This window comes from Dickeya lacustris (genome assembly GCF_029635795.1).
GTDB lineage: Bacteria > Pseudomonadota > Gammaproteobacteria > Enterobacterales > Enterobacteriaceae > Dickeya > Dickeya lacustris.
Genome location: NZ_CP114280.1, coordinates 315,448 through 338,707, shown reverse-complemented (window position 1 = coordinate 338,707; position 23,260 = coordinate 315,448). Strand labels below are relative to the sequence as shown.

Genomic DNA, 23,260 nt, shown 5'->3' with positions numbered 1-23,260 from the left:
ATCAATAATGACACTAAATTATTGTTCCGGCCCCATCACCTGTTGTTCAAAGCGATTTCCATGCGTTACTCTTAACGGGCAGGCTGCGGACTGACAGCCAACAGGAGGCGTTATGGCGAAGTATCAGAACTTACTGGTCGCTATTGACCCAAATCAGGACGACCAACCCGCGTTACGTCGGGCTGTCTATCTGGTTCAGCGACTAGGGGGCAGAATCAAGGCGTTTCTGCCTATCTACGACTTTTCCTATGAAATGACCACACTGCTCTCGCCAGATGAAAGAACAGAGATGAGGCGTGGGGTTATTGCCCAGCGAACCGAATGGATTACGGAACAGTGCAAATACTATCTCGATGCGGGAATTACTATCGACATTAAGGTGGTCTGGCACAACAAACCTTATGAAGCCATTATTCAGGAAGTCATTGCGGGCCAGCACGATTTATTGCTCAAAATGGCGCATCAGCACGATAGGCTGGAAGCCGTGATTTTTACCCCAACTGACTGGCAGTTACTGCGTAAATGCCCCTGCCCGGTCTGGATGGTGAAAGATCAGCCTTGGCCGCAAAATGGTCGGGCGCTGGTCGCCGTCAATCTCGCCAGCGAAGATCCGTACCATGACCCGCTGAACATTAAGCTGGTGTCAGAAGCACTGGAGCTGGCGCATCAGGTTGACCAAACCGAAGTTCATCTGGTCGGTGCCTATCCGGTAACACCGATTAACATCGCCATTGAACTGCCCGATTTTGACCCCGGCGTCTACAATGGTGCCATTCGTGGCCAGCACTTGCTGGCGATGAAATCACTGCGGCAGAAGTTTGGCCTGGATGAACGCGTCACTCATGTGGAAAAAGGCTTGCCGGAGGATGTTATCCCTGATTTGGCCGAGCATCTGCAAGCAGGCGTTGTGGTGTTAGGCTCATTGGGACGTACCGGTTTGTCCGCAGCCTTTATTGGTAATACCGTTGAGCATGTTATCGATCACCTGAAATGCGACCTGCTGGCGATCAAACCAGATGATTTTATCTCACCGGTCACACTCCAGGGTGAAAACGAGACCAAAACAGACGAGGTCTAGTGACAACGGCGGATAGGCAGATGGTGATGGTGGATGAAATATCCTGCGCCACCTCAGCTGTCACCTAATCTACCATCACCCAATAAACAACAAGGGGCCAACTGGCCCCTTGTTACTCGCACTTATCGACCATCAGAAACGCCATTACAGCGCTTTAAGAATGGCCTCAACGCTTTCCTTGGCATCGCCAAATAACATTTGCGTGTTTTCTTTAAAGAACAACGGGTTCTGTACACCAGCATAGCCGGTATTCATCGAACGCTTAAAGACGATAACATTCTGCGCTTTCCACACTTCCAGTACCGGCATGCCGGCAATCGGGCTATGTGGATCTTCCTGTGCGGCCGGGTTTACCGTATCGTTAGCGCCAATCACCAGTACGGTGTCGGTATCAGAGAAATCATCATTGATTTCATCCATCTCCAGCACCACGTCATAGGGTACTTTCGCTTCAGCCAACAACACGTTCATGTGCCCAGGCAAACGACCTGCAACCGGGTGAATACCAAACCGCACATTGATCCCTCGCGCACGCAGCCTGGCGGTAATGTCATGTACCGGGTATTGCGCCTGCGCCACCGCCATGCCATATCCCGGCGTGATTATCACTGAACTGGAGTTTTTTAACAGTTCAGCCACCTCTTCTGCCGTGGTTTCGCGATGCTCACCCACTTCTTCATCCGCACTTGCCGATGAACCATCGGTGCCAAATCCACCGGCAATGACGCTGATAAATGAACGGTTCATCGCTTTACACATAATGTAAGACAGAATGGCGCCCGATGACCCCACCAATGCACCGGTCACGATCAGCAGGTCGTTGCTTAACATAAAGCCAGCGGCGGCAGCGGCCCAGCCAGAATAGGAGTTCAGCATCGACACCACAACAGGCATATCGGCACCGCCGATTGATGCCACCAGATGCCAGCCAAATGCCAGAGCAATAAGGGTCATCAGCAGCAATGCAAATACCTGCATCCCCACACTGTGGGCTTTCACAAACACCAGCAGTAATAAAAACGACAGCACTAACGCTGCCAGATTCATCTTATGGCGATTAGGCAACATCAACGGTTTGGATGAAATCACACCGCGCAACTTACCAAACGCGACCACCGACCCGGTAAACGTGACTGCACCGATAAAAATACCGAGGAACACTTCGGTCAGGTGGATATTTTCCATCACCCGATCGGTGATTTCACCTTCGCCAATAAAGCTGTTAAAACCAACCAAAACAGCCGCAAACCCGACAAAACTGTGCAGGATTGCCACCAACTCTGGCATTTCAGTCATTTCAACTTTACGCGCCAGGTAGACACCAATGGCACCGCCGATCGCCATCGCAACGATAATCCAGCCGACGTTACCGGCATTTGGCCCAAGAATGGTGGCCAACAACGCGATAGCCATACCGCTGATACCGAAAATGTTCCCCTGACGAGAGGTTTCATGCTTGGATAAGCCAGCCAGGCTGAAAATAAATAAAATTGCGGCAACAATATACGCTGCCGTCACTAATCCTCCAGACATCAGCTACCCCTTAATTTTTGCGGAACATTTTCAGCATGCGCTGAGTGACGGTAAAGCCGCCGAAAATATTAACACTGGCAATCAACACGGCAATAAACGAGAAGAATGACACCCAGCCGCCATGCCCAATCTGCAACAATGCCCCGACAACGATAATGCCGGATATCGCGTTGGTGACAGACATCAGTGGCGTATGCAGCGCATGGCTGACATTCCATACCACGTAATAGCCAACCACACACGACAGCGCGAAGACGGTGAAGTGTGACAGGAACTCTTTCGGTGCCACATTCGCCAACCCGCCGAACAACACAATGGCAAGTGCGAGAAAAACAAACTTCCGCCAGGGCGACGTCGGCTGACTTTCCGGTTTTACCGCGCTGGCCGCAGCCGGTTTCGCCTGTTGCGGTTGTGCGGAAACCTGAATGGGCGGTGCAGGCCAGGTGATATCGCCGTCACGAATAACGGTCACGCCACGAATGACCGTGTCGTCAAAATCGATATTGATCTGCCCGTCTTTCTCTTTACAGAGTAATTTCAGCAAGTTAACCAGATTTGTGCCATAAAGCTGCGACGACTGCGTCGGCAAACGGCTAGGCAAATCGGTATAACCGATAATTTTCACGCCATTCTCTGTCACCGTTACCCGATCAGCGACCGTCAGCTCGCAGTTCCCGCCCGTTTGGGCCGCCAGATCCACAATCACACTGCCCGGTTTCATACTGTGTACCATTTCGGCAGTAATCAACTTCGGTGCCGGTTTCCCTGGGATAAGCGCGGTGGTGACAATAATGTCTACCTCTTTGGCTTGTGCGGCGAACAGCGCCATCTCTGCCTTGATAAAGGCATCCGACATCACTTTCGCGTAGCCATCTCCACTCCCCGCCTCTTCCTCGAACGCCAGTTCCAGGAACTCGGCCCCCATGCTTTTTACCTGCTCTTTAACTTCAGGGCGGGTATCAAACGCACGGACGATAGCACCAAGGCTACCTGCGGCGCCGATAGCGGCAAGACCGGCAACCCCGGCACCGATAATCAGCACTTTCGCGGGAGGTACTTTACCTGCCGCCGTTATCTGGCCGGTAAAGAAACGACCAAATTCATGGGCCGCCTCCACAATCGCACGATAACCAGCGATGTTAGCCATCGAACTCAGTGCATCTAACGATTGCGCGCGGGAAATACGGGGCACGGCGTCCATCGCCATCACAGTGACTTGCCTTGCAGCAAGCGCGTCAAGCAATGCCGGGTTTTGCGCAGGCCAAATAAAACTGACGATGGTACTGCCAGCACGCGTTAGCGCCACTTCATCATCCAGTGGCGCATTAACTTTAAGCACAATATCGCTCTGCCAGACCGCCGAGGTATCGAGAATGGTGGCTCCCGCCTGTTCATAGGCTGCATCATCGAAACTGGCAAGTTTACCAGCGCCACTTTCAATGCCGACCTCGAACCCCAGTTTCAGCAGCTGCTCCACCGTTTTTGGCGTGGCTGCGACACGGGCTTCATTGGTCAACCTCTCTCTTGGTACACCAATACGCATTATGAATCCCTTTTCGTTGTCACGAAGGTTTTATATTTGAACTATATCAATTACTTGAAAGAAACCTACCGCGCTATCAAGCACCCATGCAACGGCGGTAAGTACATTTATAACCTACTTAAAATGGAATTAATGATCCACTGTTAAAACCATTAAGTTCTAAAAGCAGAGCGATGATCGCTTCTCATGGCAATTTTTAGCTAAAAATTACCGTTAAAGTTATTTTTTTTAGCATTATTGCTACAACAATATTTCGGGTTACTTCACAAAAAGCCCGTGTTAATGCTTTGTTAATTCAAAAAATGTTAATAAACAACGCTTATGAAATGAATTTCAATATTAACGGTTATTATCTTCACTTTTCTTTTTCCCCTGCCGGGCCGACCTTGCCTTAGCGGATTTAACTTAAAATGCAGAGGCATAACGACAGGTTCCATGCCATAATCAGCGGCTACTATAGAAAACGGCTTGGTACGTATTGACCCGAATTGCGTCAGGTGAAAGGATTTTTTATGAAGCTGAAGAACCGCGTTGTTGCCTCCACTCTTTTATCAATAGTCGCGTTTTCATCGCAGGCTGCACAGGAGTTAACTCCTGAAAAAGCACAGTCACTACAGCCTTTTGAACGAATAACTTTTTTAGGGCGCTATGACGCGATTTATGAAGCGGCCGCTGATGCCTCGAAAAAAGCCGACGCGCGCGGCGCAGCCGCTTTTTATATTCAGAGCACCTCTGAAGTTAACGGCGGGCGCTGGCAGGTTACGGTTGATCTGTACAAAAAAGATGCGCCTGAAGCGGTAAAAGATGCGTCATACCGTACATTCAGCGGCGTGAAAGAGTTACCCAAAGATGAAGCCGTACGTCTGGAGCCTTACGATACCGTGACGGTAACGGGTTCTTTTGGCAACCAGCCTGAGGTAAACGAGGCTATCGGTAAAGCGGCTAAAGCCAAAGCAGCCGATGCGTTTTTTATCGCCCGCCAGGTCGATATCAACTCTAATGGTTCCACCCAATCCATCACCGCTTTTGTGTATAAGAAAGATGCGCCTAAGCGTCAGGTTCAAAGCCCGGATGCGATCCCAGCCAATTCAGAAGCAGGTAAAGCGGCGCTGGCGGCAGGGGGAGAAGCAGCGGCAAAAGTGGAAATTCCGGGCGTGGCAACGTCATCAAGTTTAAGTGACAAGGTCGGGAATTTCTTTCAGACCCAATCCTCAACCGTCGGCTCTCGTTACACTGTCACCATGGCTGATGGCACCCAGGTTCAGGAACTGAATAACGCAACAGCTGCCAAAATGGCACCGTTTGACTCCATCACCTTGCGCGGCAGTTTTAATAGCCCAACGGATATTTCTGAAGCCGTCGCAAAACAGGCTTACAAGAAAGGTGCCAAGTTCTACCACATTACCCGCGAGTGGCAAGAAAAAGGCGACCATTACACTATCGGCGCTGATTTATATAAATAAAACTCGCCATCCAGATATAAAAAAACCGCCATTAACGGCGGTTTTTTTATTACTACCCGATAGCCAAACCTGAAGCAAACGCATTTCAGGTTATCAGCTACGGGTATCAAGCTCTGGGAAGTGTTTCACCAGATCGTCAATCGCTTTCATCTGCATCAGGAAAGGTTCCAGCTTATCGAGCGGTAGCGCCGAAGGGCCGTCGCATTTAGCGCTATTCGGATCGGGGTGCGCTTCAATAAACAGACCCGCTATCCCCACCGCCATACCTGCACGGGCTAATTCAGCAACCTGAGCACGACGGCCACCGGATGCGGCACCAAACGGATCGCGGCATTGCAACGCATGCGTTACATCGAAAATAACCGGCGCACCGTGTGACACCTGCTTCATCACGTTAAAACCCAGCATATCGACAACCAGATTGTCATAGCCGAAGTTACTGCCGCGATCGCACAAAATCACCTGATCATTACCCCCTTCGCGGAATTTATCCACAATATTGCCAACCTGGCCGGGGCTGATGAACTGCGGTTTTTTAATATTGATAACCGCGCCAGTCTTTGCCATAGCCTCAACCAGATCGGTCTGGCGGGCAAGGAATGCAGGTAACTGAATGACATCAACCACTTCAGACACCGGCTGGGCCTGCTGAGGCTCATGTATATCAGTGATGATTTTCACGCCAAACGTCTGTTTTAGCTCTTGAAAAATCTTCATACCCTCTTCCAGACCCGGCCCACGATAAGAGTGGATGGAAGAACGGTTGGCTTTATCAAAAGAGGCCTTGAAAACGTAGGGAATACCTAACTTCTGTGTCACCGTGACATAATGTTCACAGATTCGCATCGCCAGTTCGCGAGACTCAAGCACATTCATGCCACCAAACAGCACAAATGGCAGATGGTTGGCAACCGGGATATCCCCGATGTTAACCACTTTATTGCTCATAAATTTACCTTAATTGTCGGATAAACCAGATGATGGGGTCACGCCGCCCCAATCTCATGCTGCACTGTCTCATCAACAGTCATCTAATGCAGCACAATCTGTTTTTGCTCAATGGAGTGAATCTGAACTTTAATCATCTCGCTGACCGGATCTTCCGGGCACTGTTCAACAAAATAGCTCAGATCGGATAACGCGATGTGATCGCAATCCAGTTGCGCATAAATCAACCCGCGATCGCGAATCTCATACGGATCTTCCGGGTCGAACTGCAATATGGCTTCGCAGGCGCGTAATGCCAGCTCCATCTGTTTTTCTTCCATTAACGCAATTTTGAGCGTATCAAGCAGTTTACGCACAATCATGACGTTCTCTGCTTCATCCAGATCGCTGTCCATCAGCCTTGCCGATACACCAAGATTCCCCTTCAGCCAGACCTCCAGCACATGCTCACTGAGCGTATCGCCATTAAGCGGATTGATGAGCCACATTTCATCATCCAGCCAGTCTGCTCGCAAAATTAACTGCGTGGGAAAAATGACCGGCATCAGCGGTAGCTCAAGCTGATGGGCGATATGTAAAAAGATAATCCCAAGGGAAACCGGCATTCCCTGACGCGTTGCCAGCACTTTATCCAGCCATAATACGTCAGAAAGGCGATAAACCCCGCTGGCACCGCCAAATCCCCAGGTATGAAAGAACAGTTCAATAAGCTGTTCCAGTTGCTGATCCTGCTCCAGATCGCTCGAAATGCTCGCCCGTGCTTCATCAACCAACTTTTGCAGGTGCTGCCTCACCTCTTGGGTGGCAAAATCACGGCGTATTGACTGGGAAACCAACATCACCCCCTCACTCAAGGGCGACTGGTTAAATTCAAAATCGGCAATAGAACTCATAGTGATTCCATCAGCAAAAATAACATCGACAGCGAGCCTAAATACAAGCCAGCCTGCCTGCACTCATCTGCATATATGCTCTGTCAGGCGAATCAGATAATAATGCCAAACCTGCGCGTCGTCAGCAGTCACATACGCACAGATGAAGGATAAATAGGGCTAATCATAGTTAACGTGATCCGGCGCAATACGCGACGGCCATTGTCCCAGCGTCACCCGCTCATTGCCACCATAATCACGCTGAGTATCAATAGCTTCAAAACCCGCTTGCTGCAACAACGCACGCACCGCCCCGGCTTGCTGCCAGCCGTGCTCGAGTAACAGCCAGCCACCGGGCGACAGAAACGCCCCAGCCTGCTGCGTAATCGCGCGTAAATCAGCCAGCCCATTATCATCGGCGATCAGCGCAGTGGCAGGCTCAAATCGCACATCGCCACAGGACAAATGTGGGTCGAGCGCATCAATATAAGGGGGGTTACTGACAATTAACGCGAAGTGCTGGCCCTGTAATGCGCCAAACCAGTCACTGTGCAAGAAACGGGCGTTGCGGATGTTTAGCCGTTCAGCATTATGTTGTGCCAGCGCCACTGCATCAGGCTGAAAATCAACACCGGTTAACTGGCAATCCGGGCGCTCATGCGCAATCGCCAGCGCAATCGCCCCTGTCCCCGTCCCTAAATCCAGCACGTTCGCAGCACGCGCAGGCAGGCGCAGCAACGCCTGCTCCACCAGGCATTCCGTATCTGGCCGAGGAATAAGCGTTACCGGCGACACCGCCAGCGGCAGTGACCAAAACTCTCTCGTCCCGGTCAGATAGGCAACCGGCTCTCCGTTGATACGGCGGGCTAACAGGCCCTCGGCTTGCTGTAATTCGCACGCGCCGAGTTCCGTTTCACCAAACGCCAGCAAAAAGGTGCGATTTTTGCCCGTGACATGCTGAAGTAAAATCTCCGCGTCGCGTTTGGCGCTGTCACTGCCTTGCAGTCTGGCGATTGCCTGTTTCAACCACGCCTGATACGTCATTGATCCTGCTCGGCCAACGCCGCCAATTGATCGGCCTGATATTCCTGCACGATCGGTTGGATAAGCATATCCAGCTTGCCTTCAATCGCTTCATCCAGACGATACAACGTCAGGTTAATGCGGTGATCGGTCACTCGGCCTTGCGGGAAATTATACGTGCGAATACGGTCAGAACGATCGCCGCTGCCTAATAGATTACGTCGCGTAGAGGCTTCTTCTTGCTGACGCTTTTGCATTTCGGCCGCGCGGATACGGGCCGCCAATACCGATAATGCTTTTGCTTTGTTCTTGTGTTGAGAGCGCTCGTCCTGACACTCCACCACAATCCCGGTGGGTAAATGGGTGATGCGGATTGCCGAGTCCGTGGTGTTAACATGCTGACCACCCGCACCGGATGAGCGGAACGTATCGATTTTCAGATCGCCCGGATTAATATCCGGCAATTCCGCTTCTGGCACCTCGGGCATCACCGCAACGGTGCAGGCCGAGGTATGGATACGCCCCTGTGACTCAGTGGCTGGTACGCGCTGCACCCGATGACCACCCGACTCAAATTTCAACTGGCCATAGGCCCCTTCACCAACGACTTTGGCAATCATCTCTTTGTAACCGCCGTGCTCGCCATCACTGGCGCTCATCACTTCGACTTTCCAGCGGCGTGATTCGGCATAACGGCTGTACATACGGAATAAATCTCCTGCAAACAGCGCCGCTTCATCGCCGCCGGTGCCCGCGCGGATTTCCAGAAAGCAACCACGCTCATCGTCAGGATCTTTTGGCAATAACAGCACTTGCAACTGTTGTTCCAGCTCTTCTCCGGCTGCCCTGGCCGCTTTTAACTCTTCTTGCGCCATATCGCGCATTTCCGGGTCATCCAGCATCAGCGTAGCGGTTTCAATGTCCTCCTGGACCTGCTGCCAGCGCTGAAAACACTGGGTAATATCCGTCAATTGCGCATATTCGCGAGACAGCGCCCGAAAGCGGTCCATATCAGCAATGACACTGGGCTCTCCCAGTAACGCCTCGACTTCTTCATGGCGTTCTTGTAATGCTTCTAGTTTGGCAACAATAGAAGGCTTCATGCGGGCAGTTCAATCCTGTAGTGAGTCATTAAGGGGGAAGAAGAATGCTAGTTCAGGCCGAGACTGTCACGTAAAATCTGCAAACGTTCCAGATCGCCGTCACGCGCGGCTTGCTGTAGCGCGCGCGTGGGAGAGTGAATCAGTCGATTCGTCAGTCGATGTGTCAGTTCCTGCACGATGGCTTCAACATCCCCACCGTTGCGTATTGCAGCCAGCGCTTTGGTTGTCATCTCGTCGCGCAAGCTATCGGCCTGATCGCGATAATCGCGGATAGTATCAACCGCCGACTGAGCGCGAAGCCACGCCATAAACTCCGAGCACTCCTGCTCAACAATCGACTCCGCTTGTACGGCGGCAGCCTTACGCTGGGCCAGGTTATGCGCCACAATCGCCTGCAAATCATCAACACTGTAGAGATAAATATTTGGCAAACGCCCGACTTCCGGCTCGATATCGCGCGGCACGGCGATATCAATCATCAACATTGGCTGGTTACGACGGGCTTTCATGGTGCGCTCCATCATTCCCTTGCCAATGATGGGCAGAGTGCTGGCGGTAGAACTGATGACAATATCCGCCAGCGGCAAGTTAGCATCCAGTTCTGCGAGCGTAATCACTTCGGCACCGACTTCGTCGGCCAGAACCTGCGCTCGCTCATGGGTACGGTTGGCAATCACCATCCGTTTCACACGGTGCTCGCGTAAATGGCGAGAGACCAGTTCAATGGTTTCACCTGCGCCAACCAACAGCACATTCACATCCGACAATGATTCAAAAATCTGACGCGCCAATGTACAGGCGGCAAAGGCAACCGACACGGCACTCGCGCCGATGTCGGTTTCAGTCCGCACCCGTTTGGCTACGGTGAACGATTTTTGGAATAACCGCTCCAAATCGCCGGATAACGAACGCTCACGCTGCGAATCGGCAAAGGCCTTTTTCACCTGTCCCAGGATTTGGGGCTCACCCAACACCAACGAATCCAAACCACTGGCAACACGCATCAGGTGGCTGACAGCCGCATTGTCTTCATGCCAGTAGAGGTTTTTACGAATGTCATCCGGGTGCAGTTGATGGTAGTCACACAGCCAGGCTATCAACTGCTCATGGCGATTGTCCTGCTCTGCGACACTCAGGTAGAGTTCCGTACGGTTGCACGTGGACAACACCACACCGCCTTGCACCAGCGGTTGCTGTAATAAACTATGCAGCGCCTGCCCCTGCTGTTCTGGCGAAAACGCAACGCGTTCTCTCAGCGACACAGGAGCCGTTTTATGATTGATACCAAGCGCGAGCAGAGTCATGATTCGCAGAGTAATCCCGGTGTTAGTATGGGTTTCATCTGATGGGCATTCTACTTCAAGCCTGCGTGCAATAAAAGTAACCCCGGCGGCCCCTCTTCAACCGCTGATGGTTCAGCCTTGTGACATATCAAAGATTGACGCTGCCGCCCAACCCCGCTAGCGTGACGCCTAGTTTGCCTCATGATGCTTGAAACAGGATTTTTTCAACATGTTCAAAAACCCCGCCTACGTCTTGCGATTACTGCCTTTGGCCAGTGTATTACTGACAGCCTGCACCCTGACACAACCCACTGCGCCTGGCCAAAAACCCACGTCGCCACAGTGGCTGGCTCACGCGCAAAGCGTACAAAATCTCGACCATTATCAGACCCGAGGCTCATTTGCCTATATTTCTGATAGGAAGAAACTTTACGCCCGTTTCTTTTGGCAACAATCCTCACCGCAACGCTATCGCTTACTGTTAAGCAACCCGCTTGGCGGTACGGAGCTGGAATTACAAGCGGGCTCTGCACTGGTACAAATTACTGATAACCAAGGCAAGCGTTATGTCGGCAAGAATGCGCAACTGATGGTGCAGCAACTGACCGGTATGGCTATCCCGCTCGATAATTTACGCCAATGGATGTTGGGGCTACCCGGTGATGCGCAAGACTTCGAGCTTGATGAACATGCGCGGCTACGTCATGTCAATTATCAGCAAGGCGACCAACACTGGAGCGTTGATTACCTTTCATACACCGACACGCCACTGCCGCTGCCACAAAGTCTGGAACTGACGCAAGGCGAGCAACGCATCAAACTAAAAATGGATAACTGGATAACCGAATAATAACGGCGAATATCGATAATCATGACGGCAAAAACACCGATAGCGATGCCGGCCGCGCATAACGTGGCCGCGTCTACTATTTGGCCTTCACCGGCCAAGCTGAATCTATTTTTATATATCACTGGCCGCCGCGCTGACGGTTATCACAACCTGCAAACGCTCTTCCAGTTTCTGAATTACGGTGACACCGTCACGCTTACGTTACGTCAGGATAACCAGATAGTGCTACAAACCCCGCTAGCTGATGTGGCGGATGACAACAATCTCGCTGTTCGTGCTGCGCGCCTATTACAGCGCCATTGTCAGCAAGCAGGGTTGCCGTTTAGCGGTGCCGATATCGCCATCGAGAAACGTTTACCCATGGGAGGCGGATTGGGTGGCGGCTCCTCAAATGCGGCTACCGTGCTCGTGGCGCTCAATCATCTCTGGGGCAGCCAGATATCGGTTGATGCATTAGCAACAATGGGGCTGACCCTCGGCGCCGACGTACCGGTGTTTGTACGGGGTCATGCAGCCTTCGCCGAAGGGGTCGGTGAACAGTTAACCCCCACGGAGCCACCAGAAAAATGGTATCTGGTCATTCACCCAGGTGTACATATTCCGACACCGCTTATCTTTACTGACCCCGAGTTGACCAGAGACACACCAAAAAGGCCGTTATCACACTTATTGACACAAACTTTCCGCAATGATTGTGAATCCGTCGCAAGAAAACGTTTTCGTGAGGTTGAACAGCTACTTTTATGGCTGTTAGAATACGCACCGGCGCGCCTGACCGGCACTGGCGCTTGCGTGTTCGCCGAGTTCGACACCGAGCATGCCGCCCGTCAGGTGCTAGACCGGGTCCCGGAAGGACAATCGGGCTTTGTCGCTCGCGGTGTGAATATTTCGCCACTGCAACAATGCCTTTCCGGGCTGCTTAAGGGTTGCTAAAAAACCACTGCCCACCGTGGTGTTTTAACGATCTTTTTCCATACACCCGTATGTATATTCTGTTTGCGGCACAACACACGGCTTCCGCATGCAGAATATTTCTCTGGACGCAAGCTTGAGGTTCTTCTCGTGCCTGATATGAAGCTTTTTGCTGGTAACGCTATACCGGAACTAGCACAACGTATTGCCAACCGTTTGTACACCAGTCTGGGCGATGCTGCCGTAGGTCGTTTTAGTGACGGCGAAGTCAGCGTACAAATCAACGAAAATGTACGCGGTGGTGATATTTTCATCATCCAATCTACCTGTGCGCCAACAAACGATAATCTGATGGAACTGGTGGTGATGGTTGATGCCCTGCGCCGCGCTTCCGCAGGACGTATTACCGCTGTTATCCCCTACTTTGGCTATGCTCGTCAGGACCGCCGTGTGCGCTCTGCCCGTGTGCCTATCACCGCAAAAGTTGTTGCTGACTTTCTCTCCAGCGTGGGTGTTGACCGTGTACTGACCGTCGATCTACATGCCGAACAGATTCAGGGCTTTTTCGATGTCCCGGTAGATAACGTGTTTGGTAGCCCTATCCTGCTCGAAGACATGTTACAGCAGAATCTGGATAACCCGATCGTGGTTTCCCCAGATATCGGTGGCGTGGTGCGTGCGCGCGCGATCGCCAAGTTACTCAATGACACCGACATGGCCATTATCGATAAACGTCGCCCACGCGCTAACGTTTCTCAGGTTATGCATATCATTGGTGATGTTGCCGGGCGCGACTGCATCCTGGTCGATGACATGATTGATACCGGCGGCACGCTGTGCAAAGCGGCAGAAGCGCTGAAGGAGCGTGGAGCAAAACGTGTGTTTGCTTACGCCACTCACCCGATTTTCTCTGGCAACGCTTACGAGAACATCAAGAACTCGGTCATTGATGAAGTGATTGTCTGCGATACCATTCCGCTGTCGGAAAACATCAATGTCTCTGCCAAACGTACGTACCCTGACACTCTCAGGTATGCTGGCCGAGGCGATTCGCCGCATCAGCAACGAAGAATCTATTTCTGCGATGTTCGAGCATTAATCGATATTTCGGCTGTAATCACTACGCCACCGAATAATGATTCATTCGGTGGCGTTTTTACTGGCGACGAAGGGCATTTCGGGATGTTTATTGAAATACCCTATTACTCAATCGCAGTCTGAATAGATCTGATGATGGGGTATTGATAAGTGACTATAGAGCCGCTTTGCGCTGAGTCTTGGCTTGTAAGGCTTTAACCACCGCTTCCCCAAGCGCTGTTGCCGAAGCGGGGTTTTGCCCGGTAATTAAGCGCCCATCAACAACCACATTGTTCGCAAATATTGGTGCTTCTTCAAACGTTGCCCCGACTTTCTTCAGGGCGTCTTGCAGTTCAAATGGCACTATCTTATCGTACTGCCGGGAGGCCTCCTCCGCTGCCGTAAATCCTGTGAGACGGCGACCTTTGATTAAGCTTTCACCGTTGCTGAGTTTGACATTGATAAGCCCTGCCGGGCCATGGCACACAGCACTAATCACATTATTGTTTTCGTACAGCGTACGCACAATATTACTAAGCTCAGTATTATTGACAAAATCCCACATCGGGCCATGACCACCGACAAGCAGAATCGCGGAATATTTTGATGGATCAATATCCGATAATTTAATTGTTTGACCAAGCTTATTTCGGTGTTGAGGGTTAGTCCAAAACTCCAGACTAGCCTGATCTTTCAGGTCGAAACCATCGAAAGGAGCCAATCCGCCTTTGGGACTTGCAATATCGAAATCAAAACCCGCTTTATCAAAAACTTTGACGGGATGAGTTAATTCTGGAAACCAAAATCCCCCCACGAGATTTTCTGTTTTTTTATCCAGACTGGAGACGACGATTAATATCTTTTCCTGTTTTTGCGTTTCCTGGGCCGCGCCCGCCAGAGCAGATACCGAGAAGACGGTAATAGCGATGATGAGACGAGCAAAATACGTTGCAAGTGACATAGGATTTCCTTCAGGTTGTTGGTGTGCCTTCACTGTATCTGAGTTCAAAAACCCGAGGTAGACGGTCAAAACGGAACAGATTGTTTAAAAAAACATGCCAATTGGCTTGTATTAAGATGAATTATTGCCACAAAATATCAATACGCGAAGAACCAAAGATAACAAGAGAGAGTTCTGGATGAGCCAGCACAATGATTTTGATGGATTGCCGGAATTTTTGGCTATCTCGAAAAGGCTGAGTATTCGGAAAGCCGCTCTTGATCTTGGCAAAACCCCCGGTTCAATCAGTCAGTCATTGCAGAAACTGGAGCATCGCCTTGGCACGCTACTTTTTCATAGGACTACGCGTAAAATGGCATTGACAGAAGCCGGACAGAACCTGCTTTTAAAGATAGAACCCGCAGCGCGTGCAATCGCCGTCAGTCTCGAAGATGCAGCTCAGTCGTCAAAAGCCCCGGCGGGAACACTGCGGTTAATCGTGGAGCGGTTGGCCTTACCGCATGTTATTGAACCGTTATTACCCGCATTTCGCCAGCAATGGCCAAATGTAAACCTGGATATTACGGTCAGTAATCGCCACGATAATTTTATTTCTGAAGGTTATGATGCCGGTATTTTGATCGGCTCATACATTGAGCAGGATATGATTGCGGTTCGACTTTCCAAACCTTTTCAATGGGCGGTTTTTGGGTCTCCCGCCTATTTCAGGCTTCATGGAAAACCTAAAGTTACCAACGACCTTGTTCATCATGAATGCATTCGATTCCGACGCCCGGAAAAAGGCGATATTTATCGTTGGGAATTTATTGAAAATAATGAAACAGTTCGTATTGATCCGACAGGGTCTATTACTGTTAATGACGGCGAGCTGATGCGTAGCCTTGCTGTTAAAGGAATCGGACTCATCTACTCTTCCACATTCCACAGCTCACGTGAACTGGCGGCAGGAAGCCTGGAGCCCGCACTGCTTGATCGCTCGCCAGGTAATGATGGCCTTTTTCTCTATTTTTCGAAAGCCGGAAGAAACCAACCCAAATTACGTGCTTTTATTGAGACGTGCTCACGCATAATGAATACTTAAAAATTCATCGTATATTTCCATCGCGTACTTCATGCTTAAAATAATTCAAATTGCAGGAAAAGCCCCCCCTTGTAACGCACTCCGGCGTGCCAAGCCATATTGGCGGAGAGGAAAACTAATCCACCTGCAACGTATATAACGGGCATACACAGACCAATACCCTCTCCACCATTTTCCAGCCGATATTTGTTGTATCGCTTCGGCTACAGGCTTATGGATTTCGATGCTGTTCACGGCAGCAGCGTTTATCAAAATGCTTGAGCCACCAATAGCGATCGGTCACAGATTCACGCCCGCCAATACGCGCACCTGTTAACCACAGGATTGCCCCCATAAAAATCGAAACCAGTTCAACATAGTGCGCGGAACCTGGCAGATTTAACTCCGGCAATTGATTGGCGATTGAATACACAATACCCGCAATCATCAGCACCATGCCAATCCCCATTAACGCATTACCCATTCGCATGGCATTTCTACGTTTCATCGTTCACCTCCAGAAACCCAATGAAAACACAGCGCGTGGCGTCTGCACCCACCTGCTAGCATGGTTTACACGACGGCAGGCTCATCCCTGGAATCATTAAAGCAATCATCAAAAGGCACTCGTTGCGTTTAAAAACCGCTGTTTTACACATTTACAGTATTACTCGCTGGAATAACGAATGCGGTTACTGGTTATTCACTTACAAGCAAAGGGCCTATTATTTGTTCACAGTATAACCAGCTGACGGTAGTAGCTATGCGGGCAGGATCACATGTTGGTGATCAACCGCCCCTGCGTTAAACTAACGCGGTTAAAAAGGGTTTCCAGACAGGTTTGTTGTTTATGTGTCATACCTGTCGCTTCCAACAATTCGAGTGAACGGGCATAACTTATCCGGCGCTCTGCCTTGTGAGTTGTATGAAATAATGAGTGGTATAAAACTGATCGTGGGGCTGGCCAATCCCGGCGCTGAATATGCAGCAACCCGCCACAATGCGGGCGCATGGTACGTTGATCAACTGGCTGAAAATTATCGGCAACCCCTGAAAGAAGAGAGTAAGTTTTTTGGCTACACGGCCCGGTTGTCGGTAGCAGGCAAAGATGTCCGTTTGTTGGTACCTACGACATTTATGAATCTGAGCGGCAAAGCGGTATCCGCGATGGCCTCATTCTACCGCATCGAAGCCGATGAAATTCTGGTCGCGCACGATGAGTTAGACCTGCCCCCCGGCGTTGCCAAACTTAAACTCGGCGGCGGCCACGGTGGCCATAACGGTTTAAAGGATATCGTCAGCAAACTGGGCAATAACCCTAATTTTCACCGTTTACGCATCGGCATCGGTCATCCCGGCGATAAAAATAAAGTTGTCGGCTTTGTGCTTGGCAAACCGCCAGCCAGCGAGCAAGGGCTTATCGATCAAGCGATTGATGAATCGCTACGCTGTACCGATATTTTGATAAAAGAAGATATGATCAAAGCCATGAATCGGCTGCATGCCTTTAAGGCGTCATAGCCTTGATGCAGGTAGATCGAGTTCAACCGCTATTGTGTGTATAATTGGCCTCAGGGCTATTTTTTTCATTCTGACGGGTGTTTTTGCAAAAATAACATATTGCAACCAACACCCGATGATTCGTGATTGCTAAGGTGACATAAACATGGGATTCAAATGCGGTATCGTTGGGCTGCCTAACGTGGGGAAATCTACGCTGTTCAACGCGCTGACCAAAGCCGGTATCGAAGCGGCCAACTTTCCGTTTTGTACCATCGAGCCGAACACCGGCGTTGTGCCGATGCCAGACCCGCGTCTGGACAAACTGGCGGAAATCATCAACCCTCAGCGCGTGGTGCCGACCACCATGGAATTCGTTGACATCGCCGGTCTGGTAAAAGGCGCATCCAAAGGCGAAGGCCTGGGAAACCAGTTTCTGACCAATATCCGCGAAACCGAAGCCATCGGTCACGTCGTTCGCTGTTTTGAGAATGAGAACATCATCCACGTCGCGGGTAAGGTCAGTCCCGCCGATGATATCGACACTATCAACACCGAACTGGCGCTGGCGGATTTAGATACCTGCGAGCGCGCACTGCACCGCGTGCAGAAAAAAGCCAAAGGCGGCGATAAAGACGCAAAAATTGAACAGGCAGCCCTCGAAAAATGCCTGCCTCAGTTGGAAAACGCAGGCATGCTGCGCGCGCTGGATCTGAGCGCGGAAGAGAAAGCCGCTATCCGCTACCTGAGCTTCCTGACGCTGAAACCCACGATGTACATTGCCAACGTTAATGAAGACGGTTTCGAGAACAACCCCTTCCTGGACCAGGTGCGCGACATCGCGGCCAAGGAAGGTTCTGTGGTGGTGCCGGTTTGTGCCGCCGTCGAATCTGATATCGCTGAGTTGGATGATGAAGAACGTGAAGAATTTATGGCGGAATTGGGCCTGGAAGAGCCGGGGTTAAACCGCGTTATCCGCGCTGGCTATGAACTCCTGAATCTACAAACCTACTTCACCGCAGGCGTAAAAGAAGTCCGCGCCTGGACTATCCCGGTTGGCGCCACCGCGCCGCAGGCCGCCGGTAAAATCCATACCGACTTTGAAAAAGGTTTCATCCGCGCCCAGACTATCGCTTATGAAGATTTCATCACATTCAAAGGCGAACAAGGTGCGAAGGAAGCGGGAAAAATGCGCTCAGAGGGTAAAGAGTACATCGTTAAAGACGGCGATGTGATGAACTTCCTGTTCAACGTCTAAATAAACTTTGTTGTCTCATGAGGTTTTATCAAATCTCATGAGACTCACAGAACTCTTTAAAATCCACGCAATTGCGTGGATTTTTCAGTTTATAGTGCCCCACGCCCTATCATGGGAAACCCACCTAAATAAACCCAAATAGTAGGGTATCGCGTTAAGTCTAATTAACACTGCACTGCTACCCAGGGCGAGTATGCGAACCATGCTAATTAATTACCAACACAGCAGATAGCACATCAAAAATAAATTAACCCAATAAAAACAAATTGATATAAAAACCCATAACGGCCAAAAATAGAAGAACAGAATAATTAGTCGCAATAAGATTACAGCTAATTCTCAGACTAAAGATGGTGGAATATTTACAACATAATCTCGCTTATTATTTCAATAATGAACTTATCCTATTAATACAGTTCCATTTGAAATATTAAACGTGCATGCATAAAAATATCACCATCACCACCAATGCAAGGTCAACTGTTACGCATTACATAAACATACAATGAAATAATTAAAAACCATAAAACACCTATATTCCTTTCGCATTGCGGCTGCTTTTCTATAATTCACGATGAGCATGAGCAGGCAGGCAATAAATACTCATCTCGCGGGTTACGAATTCGGGCGACGTTACACTCTCTTTCGGGACATGACTTAGATGAGGTTCCCATGAAATCGATTAAATCTATACTGTTCTTATTGCTGCTCGTCGGTCTCGCTTCTGTCATCACGCAGGGAGCCGTTAACTGGTGGTCTGGACAAAAAATGCTCGCACAGGCCAACAAAATCTTCACCGCCAAAGACATCACCGCCGATATTCTGCCCCCTCCTCTGTACCTCATTGAGGCCCGGCTGACCTTATCGCAAGGGCTAGACGGCTCGTTATCACCTGATAAAGCAATAAAAACGTTCGATAAGCTTGCCCAGGATTATGCCGCACGGATTGAATACTGGCGCAAGACGCAAACGTTCGGCATTGAGACGTATCTTTTGGGCGAGCAACACGATGCGGCGCTGAAATTTCTGGAAGCCGCGCGCCATAACGTCCTGCAACCCCTGGTAGCAGGTAATATGGACGCTGCTCGCACAGGTTTACCTGGCGTGCAGCGGCTCTATGAAGCCCACCGCATCGCGGTGGACAAGACGGTGGAGGTTTCCAATGCGTTCGCTGACAAGAACATGGCCGCGTTTAATGCTATCGAGGCATCAAACTCCATCGTCAGTATAGGCGTGTTGGTCGGAGCGCTATGCGCGTGTGTCGCACTCTACATCGGTGCCCATCGTCGGCTGCTCACCGCCGTTTCCTCACCTTTATTAAATGCCTGCGAGGTCGCGCAGAAAATTGCCGAGGGCGACTTAACGTGCGCCATCCAGGTACATGGCCGCGACGAAGCCCAATTGATGCTCAAAGCATTGGCCGACATGAAGAATAGTCTGCAAAGCATTGTCACCAGGGTACGCGACAGCTCCGATGCCATATTCACCGATTCAGCGTTGATGTCCACTGATTATGCCGATCTTAGCAAACGCACCGAGGAACAAGCCTCCAGATTGCAACAAACAACGGCTTCGATGATTGAGATTCGCGCAGCAGTACAAAAAAATGCAGAGACAGCCGAGCAAGCCACCCTGCTGGCATCCTCAACGAGTCAAGCGGTGCAACAAGGCGGCGCAGTGATGCATCAGGTGATTTCAACCATGCAAGACATCACTACCAGCGCCCATAAGATAACGGACATCATTGCCATTATTGACGGTATTGCCTTCCAAACCAATATTCTTGCTCTGAATGCGGCCGTTGAAGCCGCGCGGGCCGGTGAACAGGGCCGAGGCTTTGCGGTTGTCGCAGGCGAAGTCCGTTCACTGGCACAACGCAGCGCCAAGGCGGCAAAAGAGATAAAAACGTTGATTAGCGCCAGTATAGAGAAAGTCGAAAACGGCTCGCGACAAGTCGAGAATGCGGGAGCGTCCATGGAGGGGATCGTCGCACAGGTACACAAAGTCTCTGATTTCATCACAGATATCAGTTCCACCGCAAAGGAACAAGTCTCCTCCATTAGCCATATCGCTGATGCCGTTGGCCAGCTTGACCGGGTGACGCAGCAAAACGCCTCGTTGGTTGAAAAAGGCGTTTCTACCTCTCAAAATCTCACTTACCAGTCACAATTACTTGCAGAGCTGGTAGGCAGATTCCGGGCGGAAAATGACATCACGCCAGCGCGCCTGACATCCTGATCGTAGTCGTCTGCCATAGAGTATATAACCGCACAGTGTGACCGTACGTCCCATCTAATCTACCTTAGTAGCTTAGGGTGGATTAAATGGGCTTATATGCTTGATAGCCGAATTATCTGCAATCACTCATGACGAAACCTTTTTTCTCTTCCATGATCAGATAATTACCATCAAGCTTCAAATAATAAAACCCATCCTTCTCGCCTATCAATGCCGTCTTCCCTTCACTTTTTTTTAGGGTAAGTGGCGGGCTTTTCAGTACGTCATCATTAATGATGACCGAAAATGAAGACCCCGCATCACGCAACTTAATATCTTTACGTATTACTCTCCCAGAAACAGAACCGTCAGATTCAATCGTCTGATACGAGGCTGTACATATAAGATTTTTTATCGTCGCCGCACCGGTTATAGCCGGAAAAATAAACAACACTATGCTGATGATTTTTTTCATAACCTAACCCCATGATATATAATTAGTTAATTATATCATTAGTATTATTCTATGGTCTCTGTATTTCTTTACGCTTATTGTTCGGCTACTCCAATAGCCACTGACATTTCTCGAAATGCGGGGCCTTGCAGGTTGCCTCGACAAAAAGGCTTAAGGACTTCGTTTACCAGTGAAAATGAAAAGACCGGATATTGGTTTTCGTGGGAATGACGTATACTTTCGCGAAAAATAAGATGAATAATTTTAAATCAATGAGATAAAAAAAGACCGAATACGATTCCTGCTCTCGGATAAAATAATTTAAATAATTGATATTTAAATAAAAACAAACAATATCAGATCAAAAAACACTCAAAAATACCGTCTTTATCCGTCCTTTAGTATCATATACATGCGATATTTTTCGGAAATCGACGGACAGGTTTCGGGCGCTAATTTCGTAAAGCTATTTAGAGTGAGAGCCAATGCTTTTCTGTACTCAAATAATTCCACGTTATAACGATACCAGACTTAAAATGCTACTAAAAACCAGTAATATCACCGATAAAATGGGAGAAATATGTCATCCACTATCTTTATTTTTTGCCTCATTCTGACCGCCATTATGATGACCATCCACCCCGCGCTTGCCATCCCGTTCGGGGCGGCTGCGCTGATGATAGCGAAGAAATGCCGAATGGATTTGAATAGCGATGGAAGTATCATTTTGGGGATTATTGTTTTTATTGCACTGCTGACGCTAGCGATGTGCATCAGGAGCTCAATAAGATAAACTCTCGGCAGCAACTCATACTGATTTTTATTAGGGATATAATAATTTACAAGGTAACTAATATGAATAAACTATTTCACTTGATTCCTGTTATTTTACTAACCTCTGCATGTACCCCGCCAAAGCCCCCCACCTGCTGGGGAAAAATAGAAATAGGCAGGCATATATACGACCAGCCAATATATGAAAAAAGAGCAGGCTTTAAACAGCCAGAGTATTTGGTTGGTGATGCATTTAAATATACATGGGTTGAAGGAAGCAAATTCAAAAATTTATCAGACTGTGAGAACAGATTTTCGCAGTAATAAATGGTTTATCAGTATCCCGTAACATCCACGATCATATACTGTGAGTCGGAGCTATTTCGCGTTTGATTAGCTCCTCCGCTTTCATACAGTGACTGCTGATAGAGTTCCATATGTCGTGACATATTTCCTCCTATACTCGCTATTCTTACCCCGTCATAGTACCATGTTGACATAACTTCGCCGCCATTAACTCTTTCTGTGTAAACATACCCTACCTTGTTCGTGACTGCCGCAAACCGCCTCCCCACTGGCAACCCTCTGACAGAATCTGCACCCATCGGCCCAGATAATTCCTCCCAGCCTGATGGGGCATAATTCTCTACTGAATGTATTCGCAAGTATTGATTATCACTGTCAAACGTAACATAACCATCCTTATTTCTGATTATTAACCCACCTGTACCAGACCTCGTTAATGTCCCGGCATCAAAAATATAATAGTCACCAATCACCGTTGAATTAACAGATGATGAATCAACATAGATAATAGTATAGGTATATACATTCCCATTTTTCTTAACCGAAAGCAGTGAAGAGTGATGACTGGAACAGGATATTGCCAACAACGGCGGGAGATTGGATTTTGCATTATAGGTTATGACCATGCAATCACCAATATTCACATCCCAATTCATAGTTAATTGCCCTTTCTGAGATAAATATAAATTAAACACCTCAGAATCGATAAGCGTTACACCGCTGTCGTTTACAACCCGAACAAATGCCATTATTAATAAATCCCGTAAACACAGAAACAACGAACATCCCTGGTTGTCGCCACTGTGATGGTATTCCCGTTAATTACCGCCGAGGGAGGCGTGCTCCAAACGCCAATATCGAATTTTATTTGCTCTGCCGAGACAGACACCCACAGTCGTCCGCCATAAAGATCCGGGACGGTGATAGACTGAGATATTCCCGGTTCAACCGTAAAATATCCCAATGTTTTTGTAATGCTATTTGACAGATCCAGAACAACATTACCCGCCGCATCCCTGATGATAAAAACTGCCACGCCATTTCC

Annotated in this window: 22 protein-coding genes and 1 pseudogene; 11 read left to right on the top strand and 12 right to left on the bottom strand. The window is 49.4% G+C overall.

Annotated elements, in window-relative coordinates:
* The first annotated feature begins 112 nt into the window (after positions 1–112).
* Complete coding sequence (uspE, locus tag O1Q98_RS01560) at positions 113–1,078, top strand: universal stress protein UspE (protein WP_125259481.1); 966 nt, start codon at positions 113–115, stop codon at positions 1,076–1,078.
* 144 nt (positions 1,079–1,222) lie between these two features.
* Here the strand turns inward: uspE and pntB are convergent, their stop codons facing one another.
* Both pntB and pntA read right to left on the bottom strand, forming a co-directional pair.
* A complete protein-coding gene (gene pntB / locus O1Q98_RS01555) occupies positions 1,223–2,611 on the bottom strand; it encodes a Re/Si-specific NAD(P)(+) transhydrogenase subunit beta (protein ID WP_125259480.1) in 1,389 nt (462 codons plus the stop codon).
* Positions 2,612–2,621: 10 nt separating this feature from the next.
* Positions 2,622–4,154, bottom strand: coding sequence for a Re/Si-specific NAD(P)(+) transhydrogenase subunit alpha (gene pntA, locus O1Q98_RS01550; RefSeq protein ID WP_125259479.1), 1,533 nt, complete (start codon positions 4,152–4,154; stop codon positions 2,622–2,624).
* 512 nt (positions 4,155–4,666) lie between these two features.
* On the opposite strand from pntA, the gene ydgH reads away from it, so the two are divergent.
* Complete coding sequence (gene ydgH, locus O1Q98_RS01545) at positions 4,667–5,617, top strand: DUF1471 family protein YdgH (RefSeq protein ID WP_125259478.1); 951 nt, start codon at positions 4,667–4,669, stop codon at positions 5,615–5,617.
* A 93-nt stretch (positions 5,618–5,710) separates the two neighbouring features.
* On the opposite strand, the gene kdsA is transcribed toward ydgH, so the two are convergent.
* The 5 genes from kdsA to hemA form a co-directional block, all read right to left on the bottom strand.
* Entirely contained in the window at positions 5,711–6,565 is an 855-nt protein-coding gene (gene kdsA / locus O1Q98_RS01540) for a 3-deoxy-8-phosphooctulonate synthase (protein WP_125259477.1), read from the bottom strand.
* Positions 6,566–6,648: 83 nt separating this feature from the next.
* On the bottom strand, positions 6,649–7,458 hold the full coding sequence (gene sirB1, locus O1Q98_RS01535) for an invasion regulator SirB1 (protein ID WP_125259476.1): 810 nt from the start codon (positions 7,456–7,458) through the stop codon (positions 6,649–6,651).
* Positions 7,459–7,617: 159 nt separating this feature from the next.
* Positions 7,618–8,481: a peptide chain release factor N(5)-glutamine methyltransferase gene (prmC, locus tag O1Q98_RS01530; RefSeq protein WP_125259475.1), complete on the bottom strand. Its 864-nt coding sequence runs from the start codon at positions 8,479–8,481 to the stop codon at positions 7,618–7,620.
* Positions 8,478–9,563: a peptide chain release factor 1 gene (gene prfA / locus O1Q98_RS01525; protein WP_125259474.1), complete on the bottom strand. Its 1,086-nt coding sequence runs from the start codon at positions 9,561–9,563 to the stop codon at positions 8,478–8,480. The genes prmC and prfA overlap by 4 nt, the downstream gene beginning before the upstream one ends.
* Positions 9,564–9,610: 47 nt before the next feature.
* On the bottom strand, positions 9,611–10,867 hold the full coding sequence (gene hemA / locus O1Q98_RS01520) for a glutamyl-tRNA reductase (RefSeq protein WP_125259473.1): 1,257 nt from the start codon (positions 10,865–10,867) through the stop codon (positions 9,611–9,613).
* Between the two features lie 208 nt (positions 10,868–11,075).
* On the opposite strand from hemA, the gene lolB reads away from it, so the two are divergent.
* The 3 genes and pseudogenes from lolB (at position 11,076) to prs (ending at position 13,707) form a co-directional block, all read left to right on the top strand.
* A complete protein-coding gene (gene lolB, locus O1Q98_RS01515; RefSeq protein WP_125259472.1) occupies positions 11,076–11,696 on the top strand; it encodes a lipoprotein insertase outer membrane protein LolB in 621 nt (206 codons plus the stop codon).
* Positions 11,697–11,741: 45 nt separating this feature from the next.
* A complete protein-coding gene (gene ispE, locus O1Q98_RS01510; protein ID WP_125259521.1) occupies positions 11,742–12,629 on the top strand; it encodes a 4-(cytidine 5'-diphospho)-2-C-methyl-D-erythritol kinase in 888 nt (295 codons plus the stop codon).
* A gap of 129 nt (positions 12,630–12,758) precedes the next feature.
* Positions 12,759–13,707, top strand: a pseudogene (prs, locus tag O1Q98_RS01505) (ribose-phosphate diphosphokinase).
* A gap of 153 nt (positions 13,708–13,860) precedes the next feature.
* Here prs and O1Q98_RS01500 read toward each other — a convergent pair.
* Complete coding sequence (locus tag O1Q98_RS01500) at positions 13,861–14,646, bottom strand: type 1 glutamine amidotransferase domain-containing protein (protein WP_125259471.1); 786 nt, start codon at positions 14,644–14,646, stop codon at positions 13,861–13,863.
* A 178-nt stretch (positions 14,647–14,824) separates the two neighbouring features.
* On the opposite strand from O1Q98_RS01500, the gene O1Q98_RS01495 reads away from it, so the two are divergent.
* Positions 14,825–15,727, top strand: coding sequence for a LysR family transcriptional regulator (locus O1Q98_RS01495; RefSeq protein WP_125259470.1), 903 nt, complete (start codon positions 14,825–14,827; stop codon positions 15,725–15,727).
* 211 nt (positions 15,728–15,938) lie between these two features.
* On the opposite strand, the gene ychH is transcribed toward O1Q98_RS01495, so the two are convergent.
* The gene (ychH, locus tag O1Q98_RS01490) at positions 15,939–16,214 is read right to left on the bottom strand and encodes a stress-induced protein YchH (RefSeq protein ID WP_125259469.1); all 276 of its coding nucleotides are present in this window, start codon (positions 16,212–16,214) and stop codon (positions 15,939–15,941) included.
* A gap of 425 nt (positions 16,215–16,639) precedes the next feature.
* Between ychH and pth the strand changes: the two genes are divergently transcribed.
* From pth to O1Q98_RS01475, 3 genes are all read left to right on the top strand, one after another.
* Positions 16,640–17,227: an aminoacyl-tRNA hydrolase gene (pth, locus tag O1Q98_RS01485; RefSeq protein WP_125259468.1), complete on the top strand. Its 588-nt coding sequence runs from the start codon at positions 16,640–16,642 to the stop codon at positions 17,225–17,227.
* Between the two features lie 145 nt (positions 17,228–17,372).
* Positions 17,373–18,464 (top strand): redox-regulated ATPase YchF, encoded by a 1,092-nt coding sequence (ychF, locus tag O1Q98_RS01480; RefSeq protein ID WP_125259467.1) that lies wholly within the window; start codon positions 17,373–17,375, stop codon positions 18,462–18,464.
* Positions 18,465–19,136: 672 nt separating this feature from the next.
* On the top strand, positions 19,137–20,702 hold the full coding sequence (locus O1Q98_RS01475; protein ID WP_125259466.1) for a methyl-accepting chemotaxis protein: 1,566 nt from the start codon (positions 19,137–19,139) through the stop codon (positions 20,700–20,702).
* A gap of 112 nt (positions 20,703–20,814) precedes the next feature.
* Here O1Q98_RS01475 and O1Q98_RS01470 read toward each other — a convergent pair whose 3' ends face one another.
* Positions 20,815–21,156 (bottom strand): hypothetical protein, encoded by a 342-nt coding sequence (locus O1Q98_RS01470; RefSeq protein ID WP_125259465.1) that lies wholly within the window; start codon positions 21,154–21,156, stop codon positions 20,815–20,817.
* A gap of 559 nt (positions 21,157–21,715) precedes the next feature.
* Here O1Q98_RS01470 and O1Q98_RS01465 point away from each other — a divergent pair.
* Together O1Q98_RS01465 and cor are read left to right on the top strand one after the other, a co-directional pair.
* Entirely contained in the window at positions 21,716–21,928 is a 213-nt protein-coding gene (locus O1Q98_RS01465; RefSeq protein WP_125259464.1) for a hypothetical protein, read from the top strand.
* 62 nt (positions 21,929–21,990) lie between these two features.
* Positions 21,991–22,233 carry a phage exclusion lipoprotein Cor gene (cor, locus tag O1Q98_RS01460; RefSeq protein ID WP_125259463.1) on the top strand — a complete coding sequence of 81 codons (243 nt, stop codon included), beginning with the start codon at positions 21,991–21,993 and terminating at the stop codon, positions 22,231–22,233.
* Between the two features lie 11 nt (positions 22,234–22,244).
* On the opposite strand, the gene O1Q98_RS01455 is transcribed toward cor, so the two are convergent.
* Together O1Q98_RS01455 and O1Q98_RS01450 are read right to left on the bottom strand one after the other, a co-directional pair.
* Positions 22,245–22,964 carry a hypothetical protein gene (locus tag O1Q98_RS01455; RefSeq protein WP_125259462.1) on the bottom strand — a complete coding sequence of 240 codons (720 nt, stop codon included), beginning with the start codon at positions 22,962–22,964 and terminating at the stop codon, positions 22,245–22,247.
* A 2-nt stretch (positions 22,965–22,966) separates the two neighbouring features.
* The gene (locus O1Q98_RS01450; RefSeq protein ID WP_125259461.1) at positions 22,967–23,251 is read right to left on the bottom strand and encodes a hypothetical protein; all 285 of its coding nucleotides are present in this window, start codon (positions 23,249–23,251) and stop codon (positions 22,967–22,969) included.
* Positions 23,252–23,260: the final 9 nt, after the last annotated feature.

Excerpts from the sequence above, each read along its gene's own strand:
- uspE (WP_125259481.1), top strand. The coding sequence starts at position 113 with ATGGCGAAGTATCAGAACTTACTGGTCGCTATTGACCCAAATCAGGAC.
- pntB (WP_125259480.1), bottom strand. The coding sequence starts at position 2,611 with ATGTCTGGAGGATTAGTGACGGCAGCGTATATTGTTGCCGCAATTTTA.
- pntA (WP_125259479.1), bottom strand. The coding sequence starts at position 4,154 with ATGCGTATTGGTGTACCAAGAGAGAGGTTGACCAATGAAGCCCGTGTC.
- ydgH (WP_125259478.1), top strand. The coding sequence starts at position 4,667 with ATGAAGCTGAAGAACCGCGTTGTTGCCTCCACTCTTTTATCAATAGTC.
- kdsA (WP_125259477.1), bottom strand. The coding sequence starts at position 6,565 with ATGAGCAATAAAGTGGTTAACATCGGGGATATCCCGGTTGCCAACCAT.
- sirB1 (WP_125259476.1), bottom strand. The coding sequence starts at position 7,458 with ATGAGTTCTATTGCCGATTTTGAATTTAACCAGTCGCCCTTGAGTGAG.
- prmC (WP_125259475.1), bottom strand. The coding sequence starts at position 8,481 with ATGACGTATCAGGCGTGGTTGAAACAGGCAATCGCCAGACTGCAAGGC.
- prfA (WP_125259474.1), bottom strand. The coding sequence starts at position 9,563 with ATGAAGCCTTCTATTGTTGCCAAACTAGAAGCATTACAAGAACGCCAT.
- hemA (WP_125259473.1), bottom strand. The coding sequence starts at position 10,867 with ATGACTCTGCTCGCGCTTGGTATCAATCATAAAACGGCTCCTGTGTCG.
- lolB (WP_125259472.1), top strand. The coding sequence starts at position 11,076 with ATGTTCAAAAACCCCGCCTACGTCTTGCGATTACTGCCTTTGGCCAGT.
- ispE (WP_125259521.1), top strand. The coding sequence starts at position 11,742 with ATGCCGGCCGCGCATAACGTGGCCGCGTCTACTATTTGGCCTTCACCG.
- O1Q98_RS01500 (WP_125259471.1), bottom strand. The coding sequence starts at position 14,646 with ATGTCACTTGCAACGTATTTTGCTCGTCTCATCATCGCTATTACCGTC.
- O1Q98_RS01495 (WP_125259470.1), top strand. The coding sequence starts at position 14,825 with ATGAGCCAGCACAATGATTTTGATGGATTGCCGGAATTTTTGGCTATC.
- ychH (WP_125259469.1), bottom strand. The coding sequence starts at position 16,214 with ATGAAACGTAGAAATGCCATGCGAATGGGTAATGCGTTAATGGGGATT.
- pth (WP_125259468.1), top strand. The coding sequence starts at position 16,640 with ATGAGTGGTATAAAACTGATCGTGGGGCTGGCCAATCCCGGCGCTGAA.
- ychF (WP_125259467.1), top strand. The coding sequence starts at position 17,373 with ATGGGATTCAAATGCGGTATCGTTGGGCTGCCTAACGTGGGGAAATCT.
- O1Q98_RS01475 (WP_125259466.1), top strand. The coding sequence starts at position 19,137 with ATGAAATCGATTAAATCTATACTGTTCTTATTGCTGCTCGTCGGTCTC.
- O1Q98_RS01470 (WP_125259465.1), bottom strand. The coding sequence starts at position 21,156 with ATGAAAAAAATCATCAGCATAGTGTTGTTTATTTTTCCGGCTATAACC.
- O1Q98_RS01465 (WP_125259464.1), top strand. The coding sequence starts at position 21,716 with ATGTCATCCACTATCTTTATTTTTTGCCTCATTCTGACCGCCATTATG.
- cor (WP_125259463.1), top strand. The coding sequence starts at position 21,991 with ATGAATAAACTATTTCACTTGATTCCTGTTATTTTACTAACCTCTGCA.
- O1Q98_RS01455 (WP_125259462.1), bottom strand. The coding sequence starts at position 22,964 with ATGGCATTTGTTCGGGTTGTAAACGACAGCGGTGTAACGCTTATCGAT.